At 67.6% G+C, this 21,550-nt stretch carries 21 protein-coding genes; 12 read left to right on the top strand and 9 right to left on the bottom strand.

Going from position 1 to position 21,550, the window contains the following annotated elements:
* Positions 1–21 precede the first annotated feature (21 nt).
* The 4 genes from N415_RS00740 (at position 22) to N415_RS00725 (ending at position 3,781) form a co-directional block, all read left to right on the top strand.
* Complete coding sequence (locus N415_RS00740) at positions 22–321, top strand: hypothetical protein (protein ID WP_068175936.1); 300 nt, start codon at positions 22–24, stop codon at positions 319–321.
* Between the two features lie 171 nt (positions 322–492).
* Positions 493–2,019: an Hsp70 family protein gene (locus N415_RS00735; protein ID WP_068175934.1), complete on the top strand. Its 1,527-nt coding sequence runs from the start codon at positions 493–495 to the stop codon at positions 2,017–2,019.
* A 33-nt stretch (positions 2,020–2,052) separates the two neighbouring features.
* Positions 2,053–2,931: a polyphosphate kinase 2 gene (gene ppk2 / locus N415_RS00730; RefSeq protein WP_068175932.1), complete on the top strand. Its 879-nt coding sequence runs from the start codon at positions 2,053–2,055 to the stop codon at positions 2,929–2,931.
* Positions 2,932–2,959: 28 nt separating this feature from the next.
* Complete coding sequence (locus N415_RS00725; RefSeq protein WP_068175930.1) at positions 2,960–3,781, top strand: oxidoreductase; 822 nt, start codon at positions 2,960–2,962, stop codon at positions 3,779–3,781.
* 3 nt (positions 3,782–3,784) lie between these two features.
* Here the strand turns inward: N415_RS00725 and N415_RS00720 are convergent, their stop codons facing one another.
* Positions 3,785–4,741, bottom strand: coding sequence for an LLM class F420-dependent oxidoreductase (locus tag N415_RS00720; RefSeq protein ID WP_068175927.1), 957 nt, complete (start codon positions 4,739–4,741; stop codon positions 3,785–3,787).
* A gap of 316 nt (positions 4,742–5,057) precedes the next feature.
* On the opposite strand from N415_RS00720, the gene N415_RS00715 reads away from it, so the two are divergent.
* On the top strand, positions 5,058–5,834 hold the full coding sequence (locus N415_RS00715; RefSeq protein WP_068175924.1) for an enoyl-CoA hydratase/isomerase family protein: 777 nt from the start codon (positions 5,058–5,060) through the stop codon (positions 5,832–5,834).
* Positions 5,835–5,856: 22 nt separating this feature from the next.
* Positions 5,857–7,155, top strand: a complete 1,299-nt coding sequence (locus N415_RS00710; RefSeq protein ID WP_068175920.1) for an acyl-CoA dehydrogenase family protein — start codon at positions 5,857–5,859, stop codon at positions 7,153–7,155.
* On the opposite strand, the gene N415_RS00705 is transcribed toward N415_RS00710, so the two are convergent.
* Positions 7,152–7,838 (bottom strand): MspA family porin, encoded by a 687-nt coding sequence (locus tag N415_RS00705; RefSeq protein WP_239645416.1) that lies wholly within the window; start codon positions 7,836–7,838, stop codon positions 7,152–7,154. The two genes, N415_RS00710 and N415_RS00705, sit on opposite strands and share 4 nt — an antisense overlap.
* A 165-nt stretch (positions 7,839–8,003) precedes the next feature.
* Here N415_RS00705 and N415_RS00700 point away from each other — a divergent pair, with 165 nt between their 5' ends.
* On the top strand, positions 8,004–8,249 hold the full coding sequence (locus tag N415_RS00700) for a hypothetical protein (protein WP_152531184.1): 246 nt from the start codon (positions 8,004–8,006) through the stop codon (positions 8,247–8,249).
* A gap of 7 nt (positions 8,250–8,256) precedes the next feature.
* Here the strand turns inward: N415_RS00700 and N415_RS00695 are convergent, their stop codons facing one another.
* Both N415_RS00695 and N415_RS00690 read right to left on the bottom strand, forming a co-directional pair.
* On the bottom strand, positions 8,257–9,201 hold the full coding sequence (locus tag N415_RS00695; protein ID WP_068175910.1) for a phosphotransferase family protein: 945 nt from the start codon (positions 9,199–9,201) through the stop codon (positions 8,257–8,259).
* Positions 9,202–10,002, bottom strand: a complete 801-nt coding sequence (locus tag N415_RS00690; RefSeq protein ID WP_068175908.1) for an SDR family NAD(P)-dependent oxidoreductase — start codon at positions 10,000–10,002, stop codon at positions 9,202–9,204.
* A 143-nt stretch (positions 10,003–10,145) separates the two neighbouring features.
* On the opposite strand from N415_RS00690, the gene N415_RS00685 reads away from it, so the two are divergent.
* Positions 10,146–10,391 carry a hypothetical protein gene (locus N415_RS00685; protein ID WP_068175906.1) on the top strand — a complete coding sequence of 82 codons (246 nt, stop codon included), beginning with the start codon at positions 10,146–10,148 and terminating at the stop codon, positions 10,389–10,391.
* On the opposite strand, the gene N415_RS00680 is transcribed toward N415_RS00685, so the two are convergent.
* The gene (locus tag N415_RS00680) at positions 10,348–10,812 is read right to left on the bottom strand and encodes a DoxX family protein (protein WP_068176173.1); all 465 of its coding nucleotides are present in this window, start codon (positions 10,810–10,812) and stop codon (positions 10,348–10,350) included. The genes N415_RS00685 and N415_RS00680 overlap by 44 nt on opposite strands.
* Positions 10,809–11,717, bottom strand: a complete 909-nt coding sequence (locus tag N415_RS00675) for an alpha/beta hydrolase (RefSeq protein WP_081664992.1) — start codon at positions 11,715–11,717, stop codon at positions 10,809–10,811. Before N415_RS00675 ends, N415_RS00680 begins: the two co-directional genes overlap by 4 nt.
* A 44-nt stretch (positions 11,718–11,761) precedes the next feature.
* Between N415_RS00675 and N415_RS00670 the strand changes: the two genes are divergently transcribed.
* Positions 11,762–12,475 (top strand): hypothetical protein, encoded by a 714-nt coding sequence (locus N415_RS00670; protein WP_068175900.1) that lies wholly within the window; start codon positions 11,762–11,764, stop codon positions 12,473–12,475.
* Positions 12,476–12,513: 38 nt separating this feature from the next.
* Here the strand turns inward: N415_RS00670 and N415_RS00665 are convergent, their stop codons facing one another.
* A complete protein-coding gene (locus N415_RS00665) occupies positions 12,514–13,074 on the bottom strand; it encodes a TetR/AcrR family transcriptional regulator (RefSeq protein ID WP_068175898.1) in 561 nt (186 codons plus the stop codon).
* A gap of 206 nt (positions 13,075–13,280) precedes the next feature.
* On the opposite strand from N415_RS00665, the gene N415_RS00660 reads away from it, so the two are divergent.
* Positions 13,281–15,566: an MMPL family transporter gene (locus tag N415_RS00660; protein ID WP_068176170.1), complete on the top strand. Its 2,286-nt coding sequence runs from the start codon at positions 13,281–13,283 to the stop codon at positions 15,564–15,566.
* Here N415_RS00660 and N415_RS00655 read toward each other — a convergent pair.
* Positions 15,563–17,059: an MFS transporter gene (locus N415_RS00655; protein ID WP_239645411.1), complete on the bottom strand. Its 1,497-nt coding sequence runs from the start codon at positions 17,057–17,059 to the stop codon at positions 15,563–15,565. The two genes, N415_RS00660 and N415_RS00655, sit on opposite strands and share 4 nt — an antisense overlap.
* A gap of 169 nt (positions 17,060–17,228) precedes the next feature.
* On the opposite strand from N415_RS00655, the gene N415_RS00650 reads away from it, so the two are divergent.
* A complete protein-coding gene (locus N415_RS00650) occupies positions 17,229–18,068 on the top strand; it encodes an MBL fold metallo-hydrolase (RefSeq protein WP_068175895.1) in 840 nt (279 codons plus the stop codon).
* Between the two features lie 231 nt (positions 18,069–18,299).
* A complete protein-coding gene (locus tag N415_RS00645; protein ID WP_068176162.1) occupies positions 18,300–20,735 on the top strand; it encodes a glycogen/starch/alpha-glucan phosphorylase in 2,436 nt (811 codons plus the stop codon).
* Positions 20,736–20,739: 4 nt separating this feature from the next.
* Here the strand turns inward: N415_RS00645 and N415_RS00640 are convergent, their stop codons facing one another.
* Positions 20,740–21,546 carry an SDR family oxidoreductase gene (locus N415_RS00640; protein ID WP_068175891.1) on the bottom strand — a complete coding sequence of 269 codons (807 nt, stop codon included), beginning with the start codon at positions 21,544–21,546 and terminating at the stop codon, positions 20,740–20,742.
* Positions 21,547–21,550 lie beyond the last annotated feature (4 nt).

Raw genomic sequence — 21,550 nt, 5'->3', positions numbered from 1 at the left:
CATCGAAAAGAGATAGACGAAATGTCGGCATCACCAACGGGACTCGCGAGAACAACCGATCCCGTCAAACAGCGCACAAGCCAGCCGCCCACGGTCGAGGCGTCGTCCGCCGAAGTCCTGATCAGCACGCAGCAAGTGGTGTTCGGCACCGCGGCGGCCCTGGGGCCGCGCCGCCAGCGAATCGGCCGCCGGTTCATCGCAATCGTGCGGCGCACGCTCATGACCTCGGCGGATGAACCGGGCCCGCCGCGAAGGCACTACCCGAGGCAGTACGGATTCCTCGAGAACTCGCTCATGGCACGAGAAATGGAAAGACTGTGAACCTGATCGTCACCTTCGCCTCCGCGGTGCTGATGCTCATGATCGCGAAGGGGACCTACAGCCTGCAGTGGTGGCTCGAGCGCAGCGACTACAACCGTCACTTCGAGGATTGATCGCCCACGCCCGTAACGGTTGATGCCTTCGGCCGTGCCGCGGTCCTAATATTGCGCGATGAGGCTCGGTATCGACTTCGGCACCACCCACACCGTCGTTGCGGCCGTCGACCGGGGCAACTATCCGGTCATCTCGTTCGACGGTCTGGACGCCTGGCCGTCGCTCATCGCCGCCCACACCGACGGGAGGTTGCGGTTCGGGCCGGACGCCGCCGCCGTCCGCCACGAGCCGGGGTGGTCGGTGTTGCGATCGTTCAAACGCCTTCTCAACGAGGCGGGTCCGCAGACCGAGATACACCTGGCCGGCCGCGACCATCGGCTGGCCGACCTGCTCACCGGCTTTCTGGAGCAGCTGAAGAGCGACCTGCAAACCCGGTCCAACGCCACCCTCGCGCCCGGCGAGACCATCGAGGCGGCGATCAGCGTGCCGGCCAACGCATCCAGCGCCCAGCGCCTGCTGACCCTGGACGCATTCGTCGCGGCGGGTTTCCACGTCGTCGCGCTGCTGAACGAGCCGTCGGCCGCCAGCCTCGAGTATGCGCACCGGTACCGCTCCACGATCACCGCCAAGCGCGAGCACGTCCTCATCTACGACCTCGGCGGCGGCACCTTCGACGCGTCGCTGCTCAGGATGACCGGGCACGAGAACGAGGTCGTGGTCAGCGAGGGCATCCAACGCCTCGGCGGTGACGACTTCGACGAGGCGATCGTGGACCTCGTCCTCGACCGGCTGAACCTGAACGCGGCGGGCCCCGCCACGCGCGAGCTGCTCAAGGACGAGTGCGCCGCCCGCAAGGAGGCCGTCGGGCCGCAGACGCGCCGTTTCCTGGTGGACCTCACCGGAATCGACGCGGTCGACCGGCCCCCGTTCTCCTGCGGCATCGATGACGTCTACTCCGTGTGTGCGCCGCTCGTGGACCAGACGACCGAACTGCTGCAGCGCGTCCTGCAGGGGCCGACCCGGGACGGCAAGGACGTGGACTGGTCGGAGGTGGCGGGCATCTACGTGGTGGGCGGGGCCGGGGGCTTCCCGCTGGTTGCCCGGATGCTGCGCAGCGCCTTCGGTGAAAAGCGGGTCAAGCGCTCCCCGCACCCCTTCGCGGCCACGGCCATCGGCCTGGCGGTCTTCCTCGACAAGGAAGCGGGTTTCGCGCTGTCCGAACGCTTTTCGCGGCACTTCGGGGTCTTCCGCGAGGCGCAGGCCGGCACGGACGTGGTCTTCGACCCGATCGTGCCCAAGGACGCGTCGCTTCCGGCGGACGGGCGCACGCCGCTGGTCGTCAGCCGCACCTATCGGGCGGCGCACAACATCGGACACTTCCGCTTCGTGGAGTGCAGCCGCCTGATCGACGGGCGGCCCGACGGCGACGTCACGCCGTATGATCCGGTGCTCTTCCCGTTCGACCCGGCCCTGCGCGACCGCGACGACCTCGGCCGCCAGCCGGTCGGGCGGTGGAGCGAGGGCCCGGACGTCGAAGAACGCTACGTCGTCGCCCCGAGCGGCGCGGTCGAGGTGACGCTGACGACGCAGCCGGCCGGCTTCAAGCGCACCTTCCGGCTGGAGCGCTGCGCCGCCACGGGTTGATGAATCGATGCCGCACCGGGAATACCCCGGACTATGGCAGAGATAGATCTGGACGCCCTTTCCACGCGCGATCACGGCTACACCGTCAACGACGAGGACGACGACGACCCGGTCCTGCTCGACCGGGACGGCAACCACGTCGACACGTGGCGCGAGCGCTACCCGTACGACCACCGGATGCCGCGCGAGGAATACGAGCGGCTGAAGCGCAGGCTGCAGATCGAGCTGCTGAAGCTGCAAAACCACGCCAAGCGCACCGGCGCCCGGCACGTGATCGTGTTCGAGGGCCGCGACGCCGCCGGCAAGGGCGGGACCATTCAGCGGTTCATGGAGCATCTCAATCCCCGCAGCGCGCGGGTGGTGGCGCTGGAGAAGCCGAGCGATCGCGAACGATCGCAGTGGTATTTCCAGCGCTACATCACCCACCTGCCGGCCGGCGGCGAGATCGTGCTGTTCGACCGCTCCTGGTACAACCGCGCCGGCGTCGAAAGGGTGATGGGCTTCTGCACGCCCGAGCAATACGCCGAATTCATGGAGCAGGCACCGCTTTTCGAGCGGATGCTGGTCGACAACGGGATCGACCTGACGAAGTTCTGGTGCTCGGTCTCGCCGGCCGAGCAACGCACCCGGTTCGCCATCCGGCTGGTCGACCCGGTGCGGCAGTGGAAGTTCTCGCCGATGGACATGGAGTCGGTGACCCGATGGGACGACTACACCGCGGCCAAGGAGGCGATGTTCACCGCGACCGACACCGACGCCGCCCCGTGGATCGTGGTGCGCAGCAACGACAAGAAGCGCGCCCGGATCAACGCGATGCGCTACGTTCTGGCCAAGTCCGACTACGACGACAAGGACCACGAAGTCGTGGGCGGGCCGGATCCGCAGATCGTGGGCCGCGCGCTGCTGGACTGAGTTGCGCCCCGACGGAAGGAGACACGTCATGTCCACCTGGCTCATCACCGGCTGCTCGACCGGGCTCGGCCGCGCGCTCGCCGAGGCCGTCATCGCCGCCGGACACAATGCGGTCGTCACCGCGCGTGACGTCGCGAAGGTGTCCGACCTGGGCCCGACGGAGCGGGTGCTCGCCGTCGCGCTCGACGTCACCGATCCCGCGCTGGTCGCCGCCGCGGCGCGACAGGCCGACGAGCGGTTCGGCGGCGTGGACGTTCTGGTCAACAACGCCGGCTACGGCTATCGCGCCGCGGTGGAGGAAGGCGAGGACGCCGCGGTGCGCGAATTGTTCGAGACGCACTTCTTCGGCAGCGTCGCGATGATCAAGGCCGTCCTGCCGGGGATGCGAGCCCGCCGCAGCGGGGCGATCGTGAATATCTCCTCGATCGGCGCAACCGTCACCCCGGTGGGATCCGGGTACTACGCCGCCGCCAAGGCCGCCATCGAGGGGATGAGCGGGGCGCTGCGCGGGGAGCTCGCGCCGCTGGGCATCTCGGTGACGGTCGTCGAACCCGGCGCGTTCCGCACCGACTTCGCCGGGCGCTCGCTCGCGCAGACGGCCACGGTGATCGACGACTACGCGGCCACCGCCGGGCAGCGCCGCAAGGAAAACGACACGATGCACGGGAACCAGGCCGGCGACCCCGCCAAGGCGGCCGCCGCGATCATGGCCGCGGTCGAGTCGGGTGAGCCGCCGGGATTTCTGCTGCTGGGCCCGGACGCCCTGGGCCTTTACCGCTACGTCACGGACGCCCGCGCGGCCGAGATCGCGAAATGGGAACACCTCACCACCGGCACCGACTTCGGCTGAGGCTCAGCCGCGTAGCGCGGGCAGCACGTCGCGCTCCCACGCCGCGAAGAACCCGTCCATGTCGGGGCCGATCTGCTGCACGTAGACCTCGTCGATGTCGGCGTCGAGGTACTTGCGCACCTGCGCGATGTGCTTGTCCGGATCCGGTCCGCACGCGACGCTCTCGGCGACCTTCTCCGGCGGCACCAACGACATGAGCGCGGCGAAGTCCTTGGGCCGCGGCAGAATCTGCGACGTCTGTCCCGGCAGCCCCTCGTTCGCCCACAATCGATGCGCCACCTTCAGCGCGGCGTCGGGATCCTGGTCCCAGCTCACTTTGGTGCCACCCTGCACCGGCTTGTCGCCGCCGCCTGCCTCCCGGAACTGTTTGACCAGGTCCGCCTCGGGCATCGCGATGCTGTATCCGTCACCGATGCGCGCGGCCAGCTGAACGGCCTGCGGGCCGAAGCCGGAGACGTAGATCGGCACCGGCCGCTCTGGCCGCGTGTAAATCTGGGCTTCCTGAACCTCGTAGTGCTTGCCGTGGTGGCTCACCTCGCCGCCCCGGTGCAACTTGCGGATGACCTCGACGGCCTCCTCCAGCATCTCCTGGCGCACGCCGGCGGACGGCCAGGGGTCGCCCAGGATGTGCTCGTTGAGCGCCTCACCGCTGCCGACCCCCAGCACGAAGCGGCCGTCGAGCTGGACGGCCGCGGTGGCCGACGCGTGCGCGATGATCGCCGGATGCGTCCGTACCGTCGGGCAGGTGACGGCCGTGCTGACCGGCAGCGACGTCGCCTCCGACAGCGCGCCGATCACGCCCCACACGAACGGGCTCTGGCCCTGCTCGTCGTTCCACGGGTGAAAGTGGTCGGAGATCCACAGCGCGTCGAAGCCGGCCGCCTCGGCGCGCTTGGCCTGGTCGACCAGTTCCTTGGGGCCGAACTGCTCACTGGAAAGGAAGTATCCGATCTTGGTCATGGCGGCGGGCTACCCGCTGCGCGGCGGATTATGCGTCGTTATCGGCAACCATCGCTCCGGTCCCGAATTAGGTTGCAATCCATCGTGTTCCGCCTCGCGGCCGCATCCGCCACCCTAGTCGCGCCGCCGGAAGGACCATCCTTTGTGCCCGCCTCGCAGCGACAATGGCTCCGCGTGGCGGCCAACTCGTCGCGTTGTCGCTTTGAGGCGGGCAGAAAGCCGATCCCTTCTGCGCTGGGACTGGTGTGACGAGAACAGATTCGCGATTTCGGAGAAGGCTATTCTCCTGGACCGAGAGACGCTTTACGATCGGTGGGTGACCCACACGCTCGAACTCGACCGGCCCTGCGACGGCGTCGTCGTCGTCCGGTTGAGCCGCCCGGAGCGGCTCAATGCGATCAACGAGGTCATGCAATCCGAATTGGCCACGGCCCTGGGCGATTTGGCGGTCGACCGGGCGGTGCGCGCCGTTGTCCTGACGGGCGCCGGTCGCGGCTTTTGCGCCGGGATCGACATGCGCGACTTCGGGCCGAACGTGCCGGAGGCGACCGCCCCGGCGCTGGACCGGATGCGCTTCCAGGAGGGCATGGCCGCGCTCGCCGAGGGGGTGCACCGGTTGCCACAGCCCGTCATCGCCGCGGTCAACGGCCCATGCGTCGGCGCGGGGTTCGCGCTGTGCCTCGCCGCCGACATCCGGATCTGTTCGGCCCAAGCCTCTTTCGGCAACGCCGCCATCCTGCTCGGGCTGTCCGGGGCCGAGATGGGCATGAGTTATCACCTCCCCCGCATTGTCGGCACCAGCGTCGCGGCCGACTGGATGCTCACCGGGCGCACGGTCTCGGCCGCTGAGGCCGATCGACGCGGGCTGGTCAGCGAGATCGTCGAACCCGATCGGTTGCTCGAGCGTGCAACGGAGTTGGCAGTGCTGATCTCCGACCTGTCCCCGCTCGGAGTCCAGCTGACAAAGCGTGCGCTGCAGGTGAATACCGACGCGACGAGCTTGTCGTCGGCCCTGGAGCTGGAGAACCGCAACCAGGTGCTCACGCACGCGACCGAGGAAGCGGCCGAACGCCGAAAAAAGTGGTCCCAGTGACCGAACCGAGAGGGGACGACGGATGTCGTGGGACTTCTCCACCGACCCGCAGTGGGCCGAACAACTGAAATGGGTCGAGGAGTTCGTACGCAGCGAGTGCGAACCGATCGACCTGATCGTCAAGGAGTCGCACGACCTGGGCGATCCGGTCCGCCAAGCGCTCATCCCGCCCCTGCAGGAGATCGTGAAGGAGCGGGGGCTGTGGGCCACCCACCTCGGCCCGCACCTGGGTGGCCCGGGCTACGGCCAGGTGAAGCTGGCACTGCTCAACGAGATCCTGGGCCGCTCGGAATGCGCGCCGATCGTCTTCGGCTCGCAGGCCCCCGATTCGGGCAACAGCGAGATCCTCGCGCACTACGGCACCCCCGAGCTCAAGGCGCGCTACCTGGAGCCGTTGCTGGACAACCGCATCGTGTCGTGCTTCTCGATGACCGAGCCGCAGGGCGGCGCGGACCCCAAGGTGTTCCGCACCAGCGCCGTGCCCGACGGCGACCACTGGATCATCAACGGGGAGAAGTGGTTTTCGTCGTTCGCCTCGATGGCGTCGTTCATCATTGTCATGGCGATGACCGACCCCGAGGCGCCCCCGTATGAGCGCTACTCGATGTTCGTCGTGCCGGGCGGCACGCCGGGCATCAACGTGATGCGCGACGTCGGGCTGGGATACCAACCGCTGGGCGGCGGTGGGCGCGAAGGTTATGTTCGCTACGAGGACGTGCGGGTGCCGGCCGATCACATGCTGGGCCCGCGCGGCGGGGCGTTCGTCGTCGCCCAAACCCGCCTGGGCGGCGGGCGAATTCATCACGCCATGCGCACGGTGGGCCTGGTCCGCCGCATCTTCGACATGATCTGCGAGCGGGCGGTGTCGCGCTACACCCAGGGCGAGGTCCTGGCCAACAAGCAGCTGGTGCAGGAGATGGTCGCCGACTCGTGGATGGAGATCGAGGCGTTCCGGCTGCTGACCCTGCAAACCGCTTGGAAGATCGACCAATTCAACGACTACAAGGCGGTGCGAGCGGACATCTCGGCGGTCAAGGCGATGATGCAGAAGGTCTTACACGACGTGTCGGCGCGGGCGCTTCAGCTGCACGGGTCGCTGGGCACCACGCACGAGATGCCCTTCGTGCAGTACCTGGTCGAGTCATTCGTGCTCGGCCTTGCCGACGGCCCGACCGAAGTCCACAAGGTGACGCTGGCCCGCCTGTTGCTGAAGGACCGTCAACCGGCGCCCGACTTGTTCCCTTCCGAACACCTGCTCCGGTTGCGCGCGGCCGCCGAGGCGAAGTTCGCGGACAAGCTGGCGGGCATCGCTTATAGCTAAACGGCTTTGGTGACGCCGACGTAGGACAAGATCACGTCGGATTGGTCGGTGATCCGCGTCAGCGTCGCATAGGAGCGGATGAATGACTGGCCCACGCAGCCGTCGATCTTGACGTGGAAGTTGCTGATCATCACCCACGGACTCGCGCCCTTGAACTCCTTCTTGATCACCGGCACCACGATCACCAGGCCGGGCTTGAGACCGACGCTCAGCACACCGTTAACCGGTGTGGAGATCAACGGCAGAATGCCCGTCGTCACACCAGGGATAAGTGCGGTCGTCCCGAGCGACGGCGTGACGCCCGCACTACCCGCCATCGTGACGCCGTTGGACGTGCTCATGTCGATGCCACAGCCGATCTCGTAGCCCACCTCGAGCTCGCCCCGGGGCTGTTCCGGCCCGATCAGCGAGCCGACGAAGATTCCGCTCGACAGGTACTCGCGGGACGACGCGGCGGTCGTCAACGGCGCCACCGGAACCTGCGACTCGTCCTTCGCGCCCAGGCCGAGTGTCCAGCCATCGGGGGTTTGGAGGGTTGCTGGAGGGTTCGAGGGAACCTGTCCCTCGGCCGCCGGCGCCGTGGCGGCCGCCGGGTCGACTTCGGGGTCGGCGGTGGCCGGCGTCGCGGTCGCCACGAGCATGGTTAGGCAGACCGCGATAACCGCGGCGCGGCGGACGACCACGGCGATGGGCCTCACGGACGACACCGTAGGCAGTGCCGAATTCATCTGGCCGCATTTGCTGCTCGGACCGCCGCAGTTGTTTTGCATTCGTGACTGAAACGCGACGTTGGACCGTAATGCTGGGGGGCAACCATTTCCTCCCCTGGAGCGCTACGATCGTCTGCTATGAAACGTCACCCGCTCGCCGTTGCGCTTTTGGCCGTAGGGATGCCGGCCATGACGCTCGCGGGCGGCGTCGGCATCGCGCGCGCAGACCCGGTGGATCCCTTCACGCCGGGGCCAGGGGTGATCGACCGAATAATCACGGAGACACCCGATCTGTACGCGTCGCCGCGCGACGAGGTCGGTCCGTCAACGCGTTCGGATCGTATCGGAATGGTCTGCCAAAATTTGTATGCCCGGTGCCGCTGAGCCACGGCTAGTCCAGCATTAACAGCGCTCGCTCCAGCAGCCTCGGCAACACGGCCGCCATCGCTTCCAATTCGGTTCGCGGAGAGCGCCTTCGGCGATTGTGCTTGACGATCAGCGCCCAGGTGGCGGCCGACTTGAAGCACGCCAGCGCGCTGAACCAGCCCAAATCGGCTACCTCGCAACCCAACTCGCGTTGGTAGATGTCGGCGAGCTCGTCGGTCGGTGGCGCGATGCCGGGCGATCGCACGCGACGATAGGTGTCGGGGTCGGAGTTGATCAGGAACCAGCCCACGTCGATGCGCGGGTCGCCGATCGCCCAGATCTCCCAATCGATCACCGCGTTGATCCGGTCGCCGTCGGCCAGCAGGTTGCCCAGCCGGAAGTCCCCGTGAACCACGCTCGGGCCCAGGGCCGTTGGGGCGCACGCAAATAACGCGTCCCGCACGCCCGGCCAGCCGGGCACCAGCGCCGCGTCGACGGTCTGCAGCGTGTCGGACCAGCGCCGCACTTCCGCGGCCGGCTCCATGACCGGTTCACCCGCAAATCCGAGGTTGGCCGGTGACAGCCGGTGCAGGGCGGCCATGACGCGGCATGCGTTGCGGTAACGCCCGGCCAGGTCGGCGGCCGGCGGGCAACCGTCGAAAAGCGGCTCTACGCAGTCGCCTTCGACGCGCGACATCACGAAGAGCGGCGGGGCGCCCGCGTCCTCCCAGAGCACCTCGGGGACCGGAACTTGGCTCCCGGCAAGCGCTTTCATGACGCGCGCCTGGCGCAGCACGTCGCGGTGTGCTACCGGCGCGACCCCGGGCGGGGCAACTTTGATCACCACCGCGCGGCCGTCGCGCTCACCGGAGAACGTGAGGCTGGACGCGCCACCGGCCAGCGGGGCGAGGCCGGCAACGCCCGCGGCCGCGAGCCGTCCCCGCAGCTCGTCCAGCTCGAGCTCGGTCACCTAGCCGACCGGCTTCGACCAGCCGACTTCCGCCAGGAAGGGCTGGGTGTGCGCGATGCGCCCGGTCATCGTCTTCGGGTCGCAGGTGCACAACCGAAAGGCCGTCTCGGTGATCAGTTCGATGTCCTCGGTGTCGGTCTTGGCCAGGTCCAGGGTGCCGGCCCCGGGGGTCGCGACCGGGTTGGACGGGGCGGCGGCGTTGACCGCGATGCCGTCGTCGTACAACTCGGCGGCGAGGCTCTTGGTGAGCCGGTTCAGCGCGGCCTTGGCCGTGCCGTAGATGCCGAAGCCGGCGGTCCGGTCGAATTCGGAGAACGGGGGCCCCGGCGGCAGGTCGCCGCCCACCGACGTCAGGTTGAGGATCCAGCCCCGCCCCCGCTCCCGCATCGCGGGGATCGCCAACTGGCTGAGGTGCAGCGGGCCGAGGACGTGCATCTCGATCATCAGCCGGGCCCGCCGCTCGGGGAAGCCGTCGAGCGGCCGCAGGAACGTGACCGCGGCGTTGTTGACGAGGATGTCCGGGGAGCCGACGGCGCTCACCACCTCCGCGAAAATCCTTTCGCGCTCGTCGGATTGCGAAAGGTCCGCCTGGACCGCGACTGCGCGGCCACCGGCGGCCACGATCTCGTCGCGGGTCTGGCTCAGGGATCCCTGGTACTTGGCATCTGGTTCCATCGTGCGGGCGGTGAGCGCCACCGTGGCACCGTGCGCGGCGAGCCGCTCGGCGATCGCCTTGCCCAGGCCCCGGCTGCTTCCCGTGACGAGCGCGACCAGCCCGTCGCATCGTCGGTCTGCGCCCATCTGGATGTCCTCTCGTCCGCGCGGAAATGGCTTCTCGGATATAGAGAATGCCATTATCGCTGGTCGATCGGAAGTACGGGCCTGGTCAGAGAACGTGCCGGTGATAAGATTCCCTGGTCATCGAAACGGGAACCTGGTGAAGCATGGCCACACCCCGCGACGTCATCGAACTCATCGACGCACTCGCCGAAGACATCTATGACGCCTACGACAACCCCCGCCTTTACCCCGCGCCGGAGAAAGCCAAGGCGCTGACGGCGTCGCGCTACCTGGCCAGAAAGCTGGTCCGGAAAGGCTGGCGGAAAGGCGGCGGCATCTACCTGCCCCGCTGCCCCTATGGAACCGTCACGTGTTTCGACCCGGAACCGCACCCGCACTGCGCGGTGTAGCGCGCCCGGCGCGCAGGGCGTCGATCGAGTAGCGCCCGCCGCCGGTGAAGACCAGCAGGAAGAAAGCGAAGCAGAACAGGATCGCCAACAGCCCACCGTTGCCCGCAGGCGGTTCGCCGACCGGCCACAGCGCCTTCGGTTGGTGCATCCAGAAATAGGCGACCGCCATCTGCCCTGACGCGATGAAAGCGGCGGGGCGGGTGAACAACCCGGCCGCGATCAGGAGCCCCGTGACGAACTCGATCAGGCCGGCATACCAGGTGGGCCAGGTACCGAACCCCGCGGGAAAGGCCGGACGGACGGGCCAATCGAAGAGGATGATCGAGCCACTCGCGGCGAAGAGCAAGCCGTAGACGAACCGAAAAAGGCTGAGCACCGAGGGCGTAAATGGGGCGAGCCGTGCATCGAGAGTCTGGGTCACGACGCACACTTTACGGTCGCGGCCCAATCGAGCACGCGCCTCCACAGCCGCTGGCGGCTCGACGCCATGTTGTGGCAGTGCGCGCTTTCGGGAAGCACGACGGTCGTGAGGTCGGGGCTGCGGCGGTACAGGCCGGCCTCCGCGCGTGGGTCCGGTGAGACGTCGACGACGCCGAAGCCGACGAGCACCGGAACGTCGATCTGTGCCGCGTGCTCGGCGACCACGCCGGGGATCATTGCGGTGCCGAATACCCGCGGTACCACCGACTTTGCGGTGACACAGTCCGCCGCCACGACGTCGGCGGGCACATCGGCCAGGTGAAACCAGCTCTGCAGGTACTCGCGCGGGCCCTCGGCATACGGCTCGGGAAGGGCGGCGAGGATCTGCCGGGCCAGCTCGGCGCGGCCCTCGGCGGTGCCCGCCCGGGCGATGAAGCCGGCATCCAGGTTCAGCGGCGCGACGTACTGGTTGGTGCAGCCGAGGACCGCCAGGCCCGCGTAGCTGGAAAACAGCGATTGCTGAACGATTGCGAGGTAACCGCCCAGCGAATGCGCCACGGCCAGCGTGCGGACGCGCTCGCCCGTCGCCTCCGGCAGCGCGGAGACGGCCCGCGCGAGCGCGGCGGCTATGTCGGTGAAATCGAAATCTCTTGCCGGCTTGGAACTTTCGCCGGTGCCCAGCGGATCGATCGTCACCACGCCGTAGCCGTTCTCGGTGGCGAAATCCGCGAAGCTGTAGCCGCTGCGGCCGGGGAACTTCAGGTCCCAGTAGTCGCGACTGTAGGTGCCGCCCGGCAGGCAGACGAGTAGGGCGTCGGCGCCGCGGGGCGCCGGGTAGTAGGTGGCCGCCAGCCAGGCCTGCTCGCCGACGGCGTCGCTGACGTCGAAGCGCATCGGACGTGGCATCTCAACAAAGTAACGCCGCGCCACTCTCCTCAGATATTCACGGCATGATCGGCACCCGCACTGCGACCGCGGCCCGGGCGGCGGGCGTGGCCCTGCTGGCGGCCGCCACCGCGCTGGGCCCGGCGGTGGTCAGCGCGCACGCCACCCCCGACCCGCCGCGCGGCGCGGGCACGCTGTACGGCAACCCCGCGGCGGCCGCCCCGTTCTGGCGCTACCAGGGATACGACGACGACTGCGTGGAGATGGCGGTCGCCGACGTGGTCGGTGAATTGACCGGCAAGCCGCCCTCCGAGCAGGCCATCGTCAAGCTGGCCCAGGCCACGCCGAGCACCGTCCACGCCGGACCGATCTACACCAAGCCGAAGAAGCGCAAACCCGGCGCCGGCACCTCGTTCGACGACGAGCCGGCGCTCCTCGCGCACTACGGCATCCGCGCCACCTCCACCGACGAGGAGAGCGCCGCGAAGACCGGTGTCCCGACCGGTATGTCGGCGCTCGAGCAGGATCTGGCCAAGGGCCGCAAGGTGATCGTCGGGGTCAACTCCGAAGTCATCTGGCGCGAGCCTGTCGAGGACAAGACCCCGGACGGCCAACCGGAAGCCAACCACGCCGTCGTGGTCACCGGCGTCGACACCGCGGCCGGCATCGTGCACCTCAACGACAGCGGCAGCGAGGAGGGCCGCGACGAACAGGTGCCGATCGACGTCTTCGCCCGGTCGTGGGCCAGCAGCAACGATCAGATGACGGTCACCGGTTAGGGACGGGGGCCGCATTCAGCAGGGTGACCAGCGCGATATTACGACGGGGCCGGCCCAGTTAGTAGCTGCCGAAAGACCGGGCCGGCCCAGCGGCTGAGTTCTTCGCGGCTGAGGTTGGCTATCGGTGTGCCGAGCACGGATCGCGTCGCGGCAAGCCCAATGACGAACGCATCCGTCAACGCAATCCGCTGCACGTGATGGTCCGGCGTGGCGCCCCTCAGCGTCGGCGCGACATGCGTGGCCAAAGTTTCGTTGAGCGTGTCCGCCGCGACCCGGCTTGTCATCGCCGCCCGCAGCAACGCCAGGAACGACTGGTCGTCTTCCCACACCGCGAAATAGCGCGGCAGCAGCATGTCCGCGATGTCGCTCGGGTCGGCCCTGGTCAGGTCCGGCAGCTTGATGGTGAATTCGGTCGCTGTGGCGAACAAGTCCTGCTTGCTGCCGAAGTAGCGGATCACCAGCGCAGCGTCCACGCCGACATCCGCCGCGATGGCCCGCAAGGTGGTGCGCTCGAAACCTTCCGTCGCGAAACGGCGGCGCGCCGCCGCGAGGATGTCGGCGCGGGTCTGAGCTGCATTTCGAGGCCTCTTCGCACCCATCCCCAAACTGTATGTCAGCCGCTGTTGACTTGAGGCCGCGACGCGGCGTACGCTTCAAGTCACCCATTGTTGACAAAAGTCACCGACCGTTGAGATCGGAATTTTTTTAAGGGCGGGTGGTCCCCATGGCGGGCGACATCGGACGGTCTGGAGCCACGACCCGTAGGACGGCGGTCACCGACACCACCCGTGCATTCCGGGGCGGCCTGCTGCGCCGCATCGCAGGGCTGGCCATTGCCGCCCCGGCGCGGACGATCGCTATCGCAGGGCTCGTGATGGTGGCCGCGGGCATCTTCGGGATCCCGGTCGCCAAGAGCCTGTCGGCCGGCGGACTGCAGGATCCCACGTCCGAATCGGCAAGGGCAGCAAAGCTTCTGACCGACAAGTTCGGCCAGGGCGACGTGCAATTGCTGTTCATCGTTTCCGACCCGGGCGGCGCCACGAGCACGGCGGCCCGCGCAGTCGGCACCGATATCGCCGATCAGCTGAGCCGGTCCGCGCACGTGACCAGCGTGACGTCGGCATGGACCGCGCCGCCGGCCGCCGCCGCGTCGCTGGTGAGCAAGGACGGAAGGTCCGGGCTGATCGTCGCGGGTATCAGTGGCGGCGAGACCGACTCACAAAAGTACGCAGACGCCCTGTCGCACCGGTTCGCGCATGACCGCAACGGGGTCGGCGTGCGGTCAGGCGGGGTCGCAATGGTCAACGCGCAGATCACGGAGCAGGCGCAGCGCGACGTGCTGGTAGTGGAGGCGATCGCCATCCCGCTCAGCTTCGTCGTGCTGGTGTGGGTGTTCGGCGGCTTGTTCACCGCCGCCTTGCCCATCGCGATCGGCGGAATGTCGATCCTGGGCACGCTCGCGGTGCTCCGCCTGATCGCGTTCACCACCGATGTGTCGATCTTTGCGCTCAACCTCAGCACCGCGTTGGGCCTGGCCCTGGCGATCGACTACACGTTGCTCATCGTCAGCCGCTTCCGGGACGAGATGGCCGGAGGAGCAAGCCGCGACGACGCGCTCATTCACACCATGGCGACCGCGGGCCGCACGGTGTTGTTCTCGGCCACGACGGTCGCGCTGTCGATGGCCGCGATGATCCTGTTTCCGATGCACTTCCTGAAGTCGTTCGGCTACGCGGGAATCGCGACGGTCGCGTTCACCGCGACGGCGGCGGTGGTGATCACGCCCGCGGCCATCGTCTTACTCGGGGATCGATTGAACGCGCTGGACGTGCGCCGGCTAGTGCGCCGCGTGCGCGGCCGGACGGCGCCGGCCCGCATGCCCGTGGAAGAGGAATTCTGGTATCGATCAACGAGATTCGTCATCCGGCACGCGATTCCCATCGGACTGAGCGTAGTTGGGTTGTTGTTGCTGGTCGGTATGCCGTTCCTTGGGGTGCGGTGGGGATTTCCAGATGACCGGGTGCTGCCGAACTCCGCGTCGGCTCGCCAGGTCGGCGATCAGTTGCGCAGCGATTTCGCCAACGACTCGGCCACCTCGATCAGCGTCGTCGTCCCGGACATCGACGGCGTGCCGGATTCCGAAATCGCCAGGTACTCAGCGGATCTATCGCGGGAGCCCGACGTGTCGGCGGTGTCGGGTCCGGTCGGCACCTTCGTTGCCGGGGCGCTGGTCGCACCCCCCTCGGCGCCGACCGGCCGGGTACAGGGCAGCGCGTTTCTCACCATCAGGACCACCGCGCCGCTCTTCTCCGACCGGTCCGAAGCCCAGCTGCGCAGCCTGCACGGGGTACCCCGGCCCGACGGGAGGACGGTCGAGTTCGGCGGGACCGCGCAGACCAATCGCGACAGCGTCAACGCGATCACGTCACGCCTGCCCCTGGTGCTGGGCCTGATAGCCTCGGTCACGTTCGTATTGCTGTTCCTCCTGACGGGCAGCGTCGTGATGCCGCTCAAAGCTCTTGTCCTCAACATGCTTTCGCTGACGGCGGCGTTCGGCGCGATGGTGTGGATTTTCCAGGACCACCACCTCGGCGGCCTCGGGACCACATCCACCGGGACGCTGGTGGCCAACATGCCGGTGCTGCTGTTCTGCATCGCCTTCGGCCTGTCTATGGACTACGAAGTCTTCGTTGTTTCGCGCATCCGTGAATTCTGGCTCGCCTCGGGACGCACCCGCGCCGACAACGACGAGAGCGTCGTGCTCGGCGTGGCCCGCACGGGTCGGGTAGTAACGGCGGCGGCGCTGGTGATGTCGATTTCGTTCGCCGCGTTGATCGCCGCGCAGGTGTCGTTCATGCGGATGTTCGGAGTGGGCCTGACGCTCGCCGTGGCCGCGGACGCCACCCTGGTGCGCGTGGTGCTGCTGCCGGCGTTCATGCATGTGATGGGACGGTGGAACTGGTGGGCGCCCAAGTGGCTGGCGCGGCTGCACGAGCGGTTCGGAATCAGTGAGGGTGGCGCCGTAGCGCACGAGACGACCGCGCCGAGAAGCTGCGTTCTCCCCGAAGCGCTTTCCGCATTCCCAACCTAGGCCGCGTCGTCGGCGAGGCCCGGGCGTCTGGTGCACGGGTCCTGGCAGGCGTGGTTGATGCCGGGCAGCACCTGGTGGGCGTAGTCCCCGCCGGTCCGGACGGTCAGCGCCGCTATCAAGGCGCCGACCACGCATGCGACGGCGGTGATGATCATCGCCACTGAGAAGCCGGGACCGAGCGGCTGTCCTGGCGCGGCGGTGATGCCGGCCGCAGCCGGCAGCACGGCGACGGCAAGCAACCCGGCGAGGCGCGCGACGGCGTTGTTGACGCCGGAGGCGGTGCCCGCGTAGCCGTCGGGAACGGCGGAGAGGACGGCGGCGGTCAACGGCGCCACGGTGATTGCCAGCCCGACGCCGAAAACGACGACGGCGGGCAGCACCGCGCCGAGATAGGTCGCCCCGGGCGCGATCCGCGCCATCAACGCCAAACCCGCCGCGGCGATCAGCGGCCCGACCGTCATGGGCAGCCGCGGCCCGGCCCGCTGCCCGAGGGCGCCGGCCCACGGCGAGCCGATCAGCATGATGATCGTCATCGGCAGCATCGCCAGCCCCGCGGCGAGCGCGGAGTAGTGCAGGCTTTGTTGCAGCTGCAGGGCCAGCAGGAACAGCGCCCCGCCGATGGCGGTGTAGACGGCCAGGGTCGCGAGGTTGGCGCCGGTGAATTGCCGGGATCGCAAGAGCCGCAACGGCAGCAGCGGCGATTGCGCGCGTCGTTCGATCGCCGGAAAAGCGAGCAGCGCCGCCACACCGACGGCGGCGGACACCGTCGTGACGAAAGTCCAACCGCGCGAAGGAGCCTCGATCAGCGCGTAGATCACCCCGGACAGCCCGACGGTGACGGCGGCGGTCCCCAGGACGTCCGGACCGCCCCGCGCAGTGGGATCGCGCGATTCGGGGATGTGCCGGGCGGCGATCCACAGCACCGCCACGGCCAGCGGAAGGTTCAGGAAGAACACCCAGCGCCACGACGCCGCATCGACCAGCCAGCCGCCGATGAACGGACCCAGCGCAGTCGTCACCCCGGACATGCCCGCCCAGATCCCGACCGCCCGGCCCCGGTCGTCGTCGACGATGCCGGCGTCGATCAACGCCAGGCTGCCCGGAACCAGCGCCGCCGCGCCGACACCCTGCACCAGCCGCGCGCCGACCAGCCATCCGACCGTCGGCGAAAGACCGCAGCCGACGGAGGCCGCGGTGAAGACGACCAGCCCGGCGACGAAAACCCGTCGGCGCCCATAGCGGTCGCCCGCCGCGCCACCGGTGAGCAGCAGCGCACTCAGCGTCAGCAGGTAGCCGTCGAGGACCCACTGTTGGCCGGTCAAACCCCCGCCCAAGTCGCGCCCAATAGCCGGCAGCGCGACGTTGACGACGGTGCCGTCCAGCAGCGCAATGCCCGAACCCAGGACGGCCGCGGCGATGAGCCAGCGTGCACCGGCCGACGCCAACGGCAACTGGCGTGGCCCGACGGGTTCACTGCCCGTGCGCTGGTCCACGGCTGAGCATTCTGCGCCATGGCCGCATCGCGGTGCATAGCGGGACCTGAACGCCGCGGGTCTAGCCCGTCGGCATGATCTGCCCCAGACTGGAATCGCCATATCCCAAAACTGGTAGCGGGACGAGCATCACAATGGCAGGGAATCACCAAGGGTAGGAGAACACGCGATGACTTCCTTGAACCTAACGAGCAGTGGCACAGCCGATTTCGACGAAGGCGATGTTTATTTTATCGGTAACGCCACCACCTTGATCCGGTTTTGCGGACTGACGATCCTGACCGATCCCGCCTTCCTCCACAAAGGCGAGCACGTCAATTTGGGCCACGGCATATGGGCCCGTCGCGAAGTCGAGCCCGCCTGCCAGATCGCCGACCTGCCACCTATCGACCTGATCGTCTTGTCGCACTACCACGGCGACCATTTCGACGACGTCGCCGCACAACAGCTCGACAAGAAGCTGCCCATCGTGTCAACGGCTGACGCGGTGGACAAGCTCAGCGCTCTGGGTTTCGAGCACGGCTACGCCCTCGACACCTGGGAGTCGCTCGCGGTGCACAAGGGCGACGCGACGTTGACCATCACCGCCATGCCGGGCAAGCACTCCACGGACGAGGCGGTCAACGAACTGCTGATGCCTGTCAACGGGCACTTGCTCGACTTCAGCCGCAATGACGATAACCTCTACCGGCTCTACATCACCGGGGACACGATGCTCGTCGACAGCCTCGAGGAGATCCCGCGCCGCTACCCCGACATCGACCTTGGCCTGATCCACACCGGTGGCACGACCTTCCTTGTCACAGTCGTCACGATGACCGGTGAGCAAGGCGTGAAGGCCGTCGAGATCACCAAACCTCGCACCGCAATCCCGATCCACTACAACGACTTCTCTGTCTTCCTTTCCGGTCTCGACGACTTCAAGCAGGCAGCCCAGGCCTCGACCACGAGCACCAAATTCGTCTATCTCGCTCACGGTGAGACGTACCGCTTCAAGCCCGACAGCTGATGCTTGCGTCGCGGACCGAACGCTTGCTCGTCGCCAGTATGTGGGCTGGCGTTCACTTCACAGACGGCAATTGCGCTCCTGATGTGCAAAAATCGCTGCCACACTGACTCTCCTGCCGCCCACCCCTAGGGAGTAGGACCACCCACGATGACCGATGTCGAGCAGACGCCCTCCGACGGAATTTCGCCCAGCCCGACGCGGGCCGACCTGGCCGAGCACTCCCGCACCGGGATGAGCGCGGCGGCGCTGCAGCGGGCGATCACCGACCACCTGCGCTACTCGATCGGTCGCCCGGCCGCGGCGCTGCGGCCGGAGCATTACTACCGGGCACTGGCCCTCGCCGTGCGCGACCGCATGCAGGACCGTCGGGTGGCCTCGACGCAGACCTCGCTGGACCTCGGCCGCAAGGTGACCTGCTACCTGTCGGCCGAATTCTTGATGGGTCCGCAGCTGGGCAACAACCTGCTGAACCTCAACATGGAGCTCGCGGCCAAGACGGCGCTCGCCGCGATGGGACAGAATCTCGAGACGGTCCTGGCTTGCGAGGAGGAACCGGGCCTGGGCAACGGCGGCCTCGGCCGGCTCGCGGCGTGCTACCTCGACTCGCTGGCCACGCTTGAGCGACCCGCGATCGGCTACGGCATCCGCTACGAATTCGGCATCTTCGACCAGGAAATCCGCGACGGCTGGCAGGTCGAGCAGACCGACAACTGGCTGGACCACGGAAACCCTTGGGAGATCGCGAAACCCGACGTCAACTACCTGGTCAAGTGGGGCGGCTACGTCGCGCATTACACCGACGACTCCGGCCACGATCGCGTCCGATGGGTGCCGGGGCGCGTGCTCAAGGGCGTCGCGTACGACACGCCCATCCAGGGTTACGGAGTCAACACCTGCAACGTGCTGACGCTGTGGAGCGCGCGGGCCGTCAAGTCGTTCGCGTTGGATGCGTTCAACACTGGCGACTACTACGGGGCGGTCGAGGACGAGGTCATGTCCGAGACCGTCACCAAGGTGCTGTACCCCAACGACGAGCCGGAGGCGGGCAAGCAACTGCGCCTGCTGCAGCAGTACTTCTTTGTGTCCTGCTCGCTGCAGCACGTCCTGCACATCATGGACGATCTCGCGGACGCCGGCGTGCGGGAACTCCCGCAACGATTCGCCGTGCAGCTCAACGACACTCACCCCTCCATCGGGGTCGCCGAGCTGATGCGGTTGCTGGTCGACGAGCGCCAGCTGGACTGGGACGAGGCGTGGGAGATCACCGTCGCGACGTTCGGCTACACCAACCACACCCTGTTGCCTGAGGCGCTGGAGACCTGGCCGCTGGACATGTTCTCCGAGGCGCTGCCGCGCCACATCGAGATCATCTACGAGATCAACCGCCGATTCCTCGATGAGGTGCGCGCGCGCTTCCCCGGCGACGAGGACCGGTTGCGTCGGATGTCGCTGATCGGCGAGGACGGCGGCAAAAGCGTCCGGATGGCGCACCTCGCCACCGTCGGCAGCCATGCCATCAACGGAGTCGCCGCGCTGCACTCCGAACTTCTGAAAAGCAGTGTGCTCAAGGACTTTTACGAGCTATGGCCGGAGCGGTTCAGCAACAAGACCAACGGCGTGACGCCGCGACGCTTCCTCGCCCTGGCCAACCCCGGGTTGCGCGAGCTGCTTGACCGCACCGTCGGCGACGGCTGGCTGACCGACCTGAGCCGCCTGCGCGGGCTGGAGCCGTTCGTCGACGACGCGGCCTTCCGCCGCGAATGGCACGACATCAAACGCAACAACAAGGCGCGCCTGGCCAAGTACGTTCGGTCGGTCGCCGGCGTCGACCTGAACCCGGACTGGATGTTCGACGTCCAGGTCAAGCGCATTCACGAGTACAAGCGTCAGCACCTCAACGTCCTGCACATCGTCGCGCTGTATCACCGGCTCAAGCAGGACCCCGGGTTGTCGATTCCGCAGCGTGCCTTCATCTTCGGCGGCAAGGCCGCCCCGGGCTACTTCATGGCCAAGCGGATCATCAAGCTGATCAACGCCGTCGGTGAGACGGTCAACGCGGACCCGGCCGTGAACCGCTTCCTGCGAGTGGCGTTCGTGCCGAACTTCAACGTGCAGAACGCGCACTTGATCTACCCCGCCGCCGACCTGTCCGAGCAGATCTCCACCGCGGGCAAGGAAGCCTCGGGCACCGGCAACATGAAGTTCATGATCAACGGCGCCCTGACCATCGGCACGCTCGACGGGGCCAACGTCGAGATGCGCGATGAGGTCGGGCCGGAGAACTTCTTCCTGTTCGGCCTGACCGAGCAGGAGGTCGAGGCCGTCAAGGCGAACGGCTACCGCCCGGCCGACTACATCGACGGTAACGACGAGCTGCGCGCGGTGCTGGATCTGATTGGGGGCGGGACGTTCTCGCACGGTGACACTGAGGTCTTCCGGCCGCTGGTGGACAACCTATGGCATGACGACCCCTTCCTGGTCTGCGCCGACTTCGCGTCCTACCTGAAGTGCCAGGAGCAGGTCAGCGAGGCGTGGCGGGACACCGAGGCGTGGACGAAGATGTCCATCCTCAATACCGCTCGAAGCGGCAAGTTCTCGTCAGACCGCGCCATCACCGAATACTGCGACGAGATCTGGAACGTGTGGCCGCTGACCGTGAAGATGTGAGCCGTCAGCGGTAGCCCGGCAAATCCGGCACTCCACTCGCGGTAAGCCAACCGCCGCCGTCGACGACAAGGACGGCTCCCGTCACGTAGGACGCCGCGTCGCTCGCCAGAAATAGTACGGCTTCGGCCACCTCGGTGGTGGAACCGGGACGCCGCAGCGGGTTCTGAGTGGCGCGGTGCTGGTTATCGCCGGTGATTCTCTTCACGCCTTCGGTGCCCGACATCGCGCCGGGGGCAACGACATTCACCCGGACCCCGTCGGGGCCCCATTCGATCGCGCAGGCGCGGCTGAACGCGTCGACGCCGGCCTTGGCCGAAACGACGTGTGCCTGAAGGGCCATGCCGCGGTACTGGATCGCGGCGCTGATGTTGACCACCGCGCCGCCGTGATCGCGCAGCCAAAGGTCGTACGCCGTCTTCGACACGTTGAAGGTGCCCAGTAGGTCGATGTCGACGACGGCCTTGAATCCCTTTGGGCTGAGGCCGCTTATCGGCACGGGGAAGTTTCCGGCGGCGTTGTTGACGACGATGTCGAGTTGGCCGAACTTTCGCAGCACCTCCTCGATGACGGCCGTCACCTCGTCGTCGCGGCGGACATCACAGACGCCGTATGTCGCCTCAATCCCCTCTTCCCGCAACGCCGCAACCGCTGCTTCGAGATTGGCTTCCTTGCGGCTGCAGATCGCGACGCGGGCGCCGTGGTTGCCCAGCACCCGGGCGACCTCCAGGCCGAGCCCCGTTGCGCCGCCGGTGACCAAGGCGACCTTGCCCTCCAGAAGGTCGGCCCGGAAAGGGCTGCGGCTGTTGGTCATGGCA

The sequence above is a fragment of the Mycobacterium sp. UM_CSW genome, from assembly GCF_000455205.1.
In the GTDB taxonomy this organism is placed as follows: Bacteria; Actinomycetota; Actinomycetes; order Mycobacteriales; family Mycobacteriaceae; genus Mycobacterium.
This window is presented reverse-complemented; position numbering and strand designations above follow the sequence as displayed.

Excerpts from the sequence above, each read along its gene's own strand:
- N415_RS00740 (WP_068175936.1), top strand. The coding sequence starts at position 22 with ATGTCGGCATCACCAACGGGACTCGCGAGAACAACCGATCCCGTCAAA.
- N415_RS00735 (WP_068175934.1), top strand. The coding sequence starts at position 493 with ATGAGGCTCGGTATCGACTTCGGCACCACCCACACCGTCGTTGCGGCC.
- ppk2 (WP_068175932.1), top strand. The coding sequence starts at position 2,053 with ATGGCAGAGATAGATCTGGACGCCCTTTCCACGCGCGATCACGGCTAC.
- N415_RS00725 (WP_068175930.1), top strand. The coding sequence starts at position 2,960 with ATGTCCACCTGGCTCATCACCGGCTGCTCGACCGGGCTCGGCCGCGCG.
- N415_RS00720 (WP_068175927.1), bottom strand. The coding sequence starts at position 4,741 with ATGACCAAGATCGGATACTTCCTTTCCAGTGAGCAGTTCGGCCCCAAG.
- N415_RS00710 (WP_068175920.1), top strand. The coding sequence starts at position 5,857 with ATGTCGTGGGACTTCTCCACCGACCCGCAGTGGGCCGAACAACTGAAA.
- N415_RS00700 (WP_152531184.1), top strand. The coding sequence starts at position 8,004 with ATGAAACGTCACCCGCTCGCCGTTGCGCTTTTGGCCGTAGGGATGCCG.
- N415_RS00690 (WP_068175908.1), bottom strand. The coding sequence starts at position 10,002 with ATGGGCGCAGACCGACGATGCGACGGGCTGGTCGCGCTCGTCACGGGA.
- N415_RS00685 (WP_068175906.1), top strand. The coding sequence starts at position 10,146 with ATGGCCACACCCCGCGACGTCATCGAACTCATCGACGCACTCGCCGAA.
- N415_RS00675 (WP_081664992.1), bottom strand. The coding sequence starts at position 11,717 with ATGCCACGTCCGATGCGCTTCGACGTCAGCGACGCCGTCGGCGAGCAG.
- N415_RS00670 (WP_068175900.1), top strand. The coding sequence starts at position 11,762 with ATGATCGGCACCCGCACTGCGACCGCGGCCCGGGCGGCGGGCGTGGCC.
- N415_RS00665 (WP_068175898.1), bottom strand. The coding sequence starts at position 13,074 with ATGGGTGCGAAGAGGCCTCGAAATGCAGCTCAGACCCGCGCCGACATC.
- N415_RS00650 (WP_068175895.1), top strand. The coding sequence starts at position 17,229 with ATGACTTCCTTGAACCTAACGAGCAGTGGCACAGCCGATTTCGACGAA.
- N415_RS00645 (WP_068176162.1), top strand. The coding sequence starts at position 18,300 with ATGAGCGCGGCGGCGCTGCAGCGGGCGATCACCGACCACCTGCGCTAC.
- N415_RS00640 (WP_068175891.1), bottom strand. The coding sequence starts at position 21,546 with ATGACCAACAGCCGCAGCCCTTTCCGGGCCGACCTTCTGGAGGGCAAG.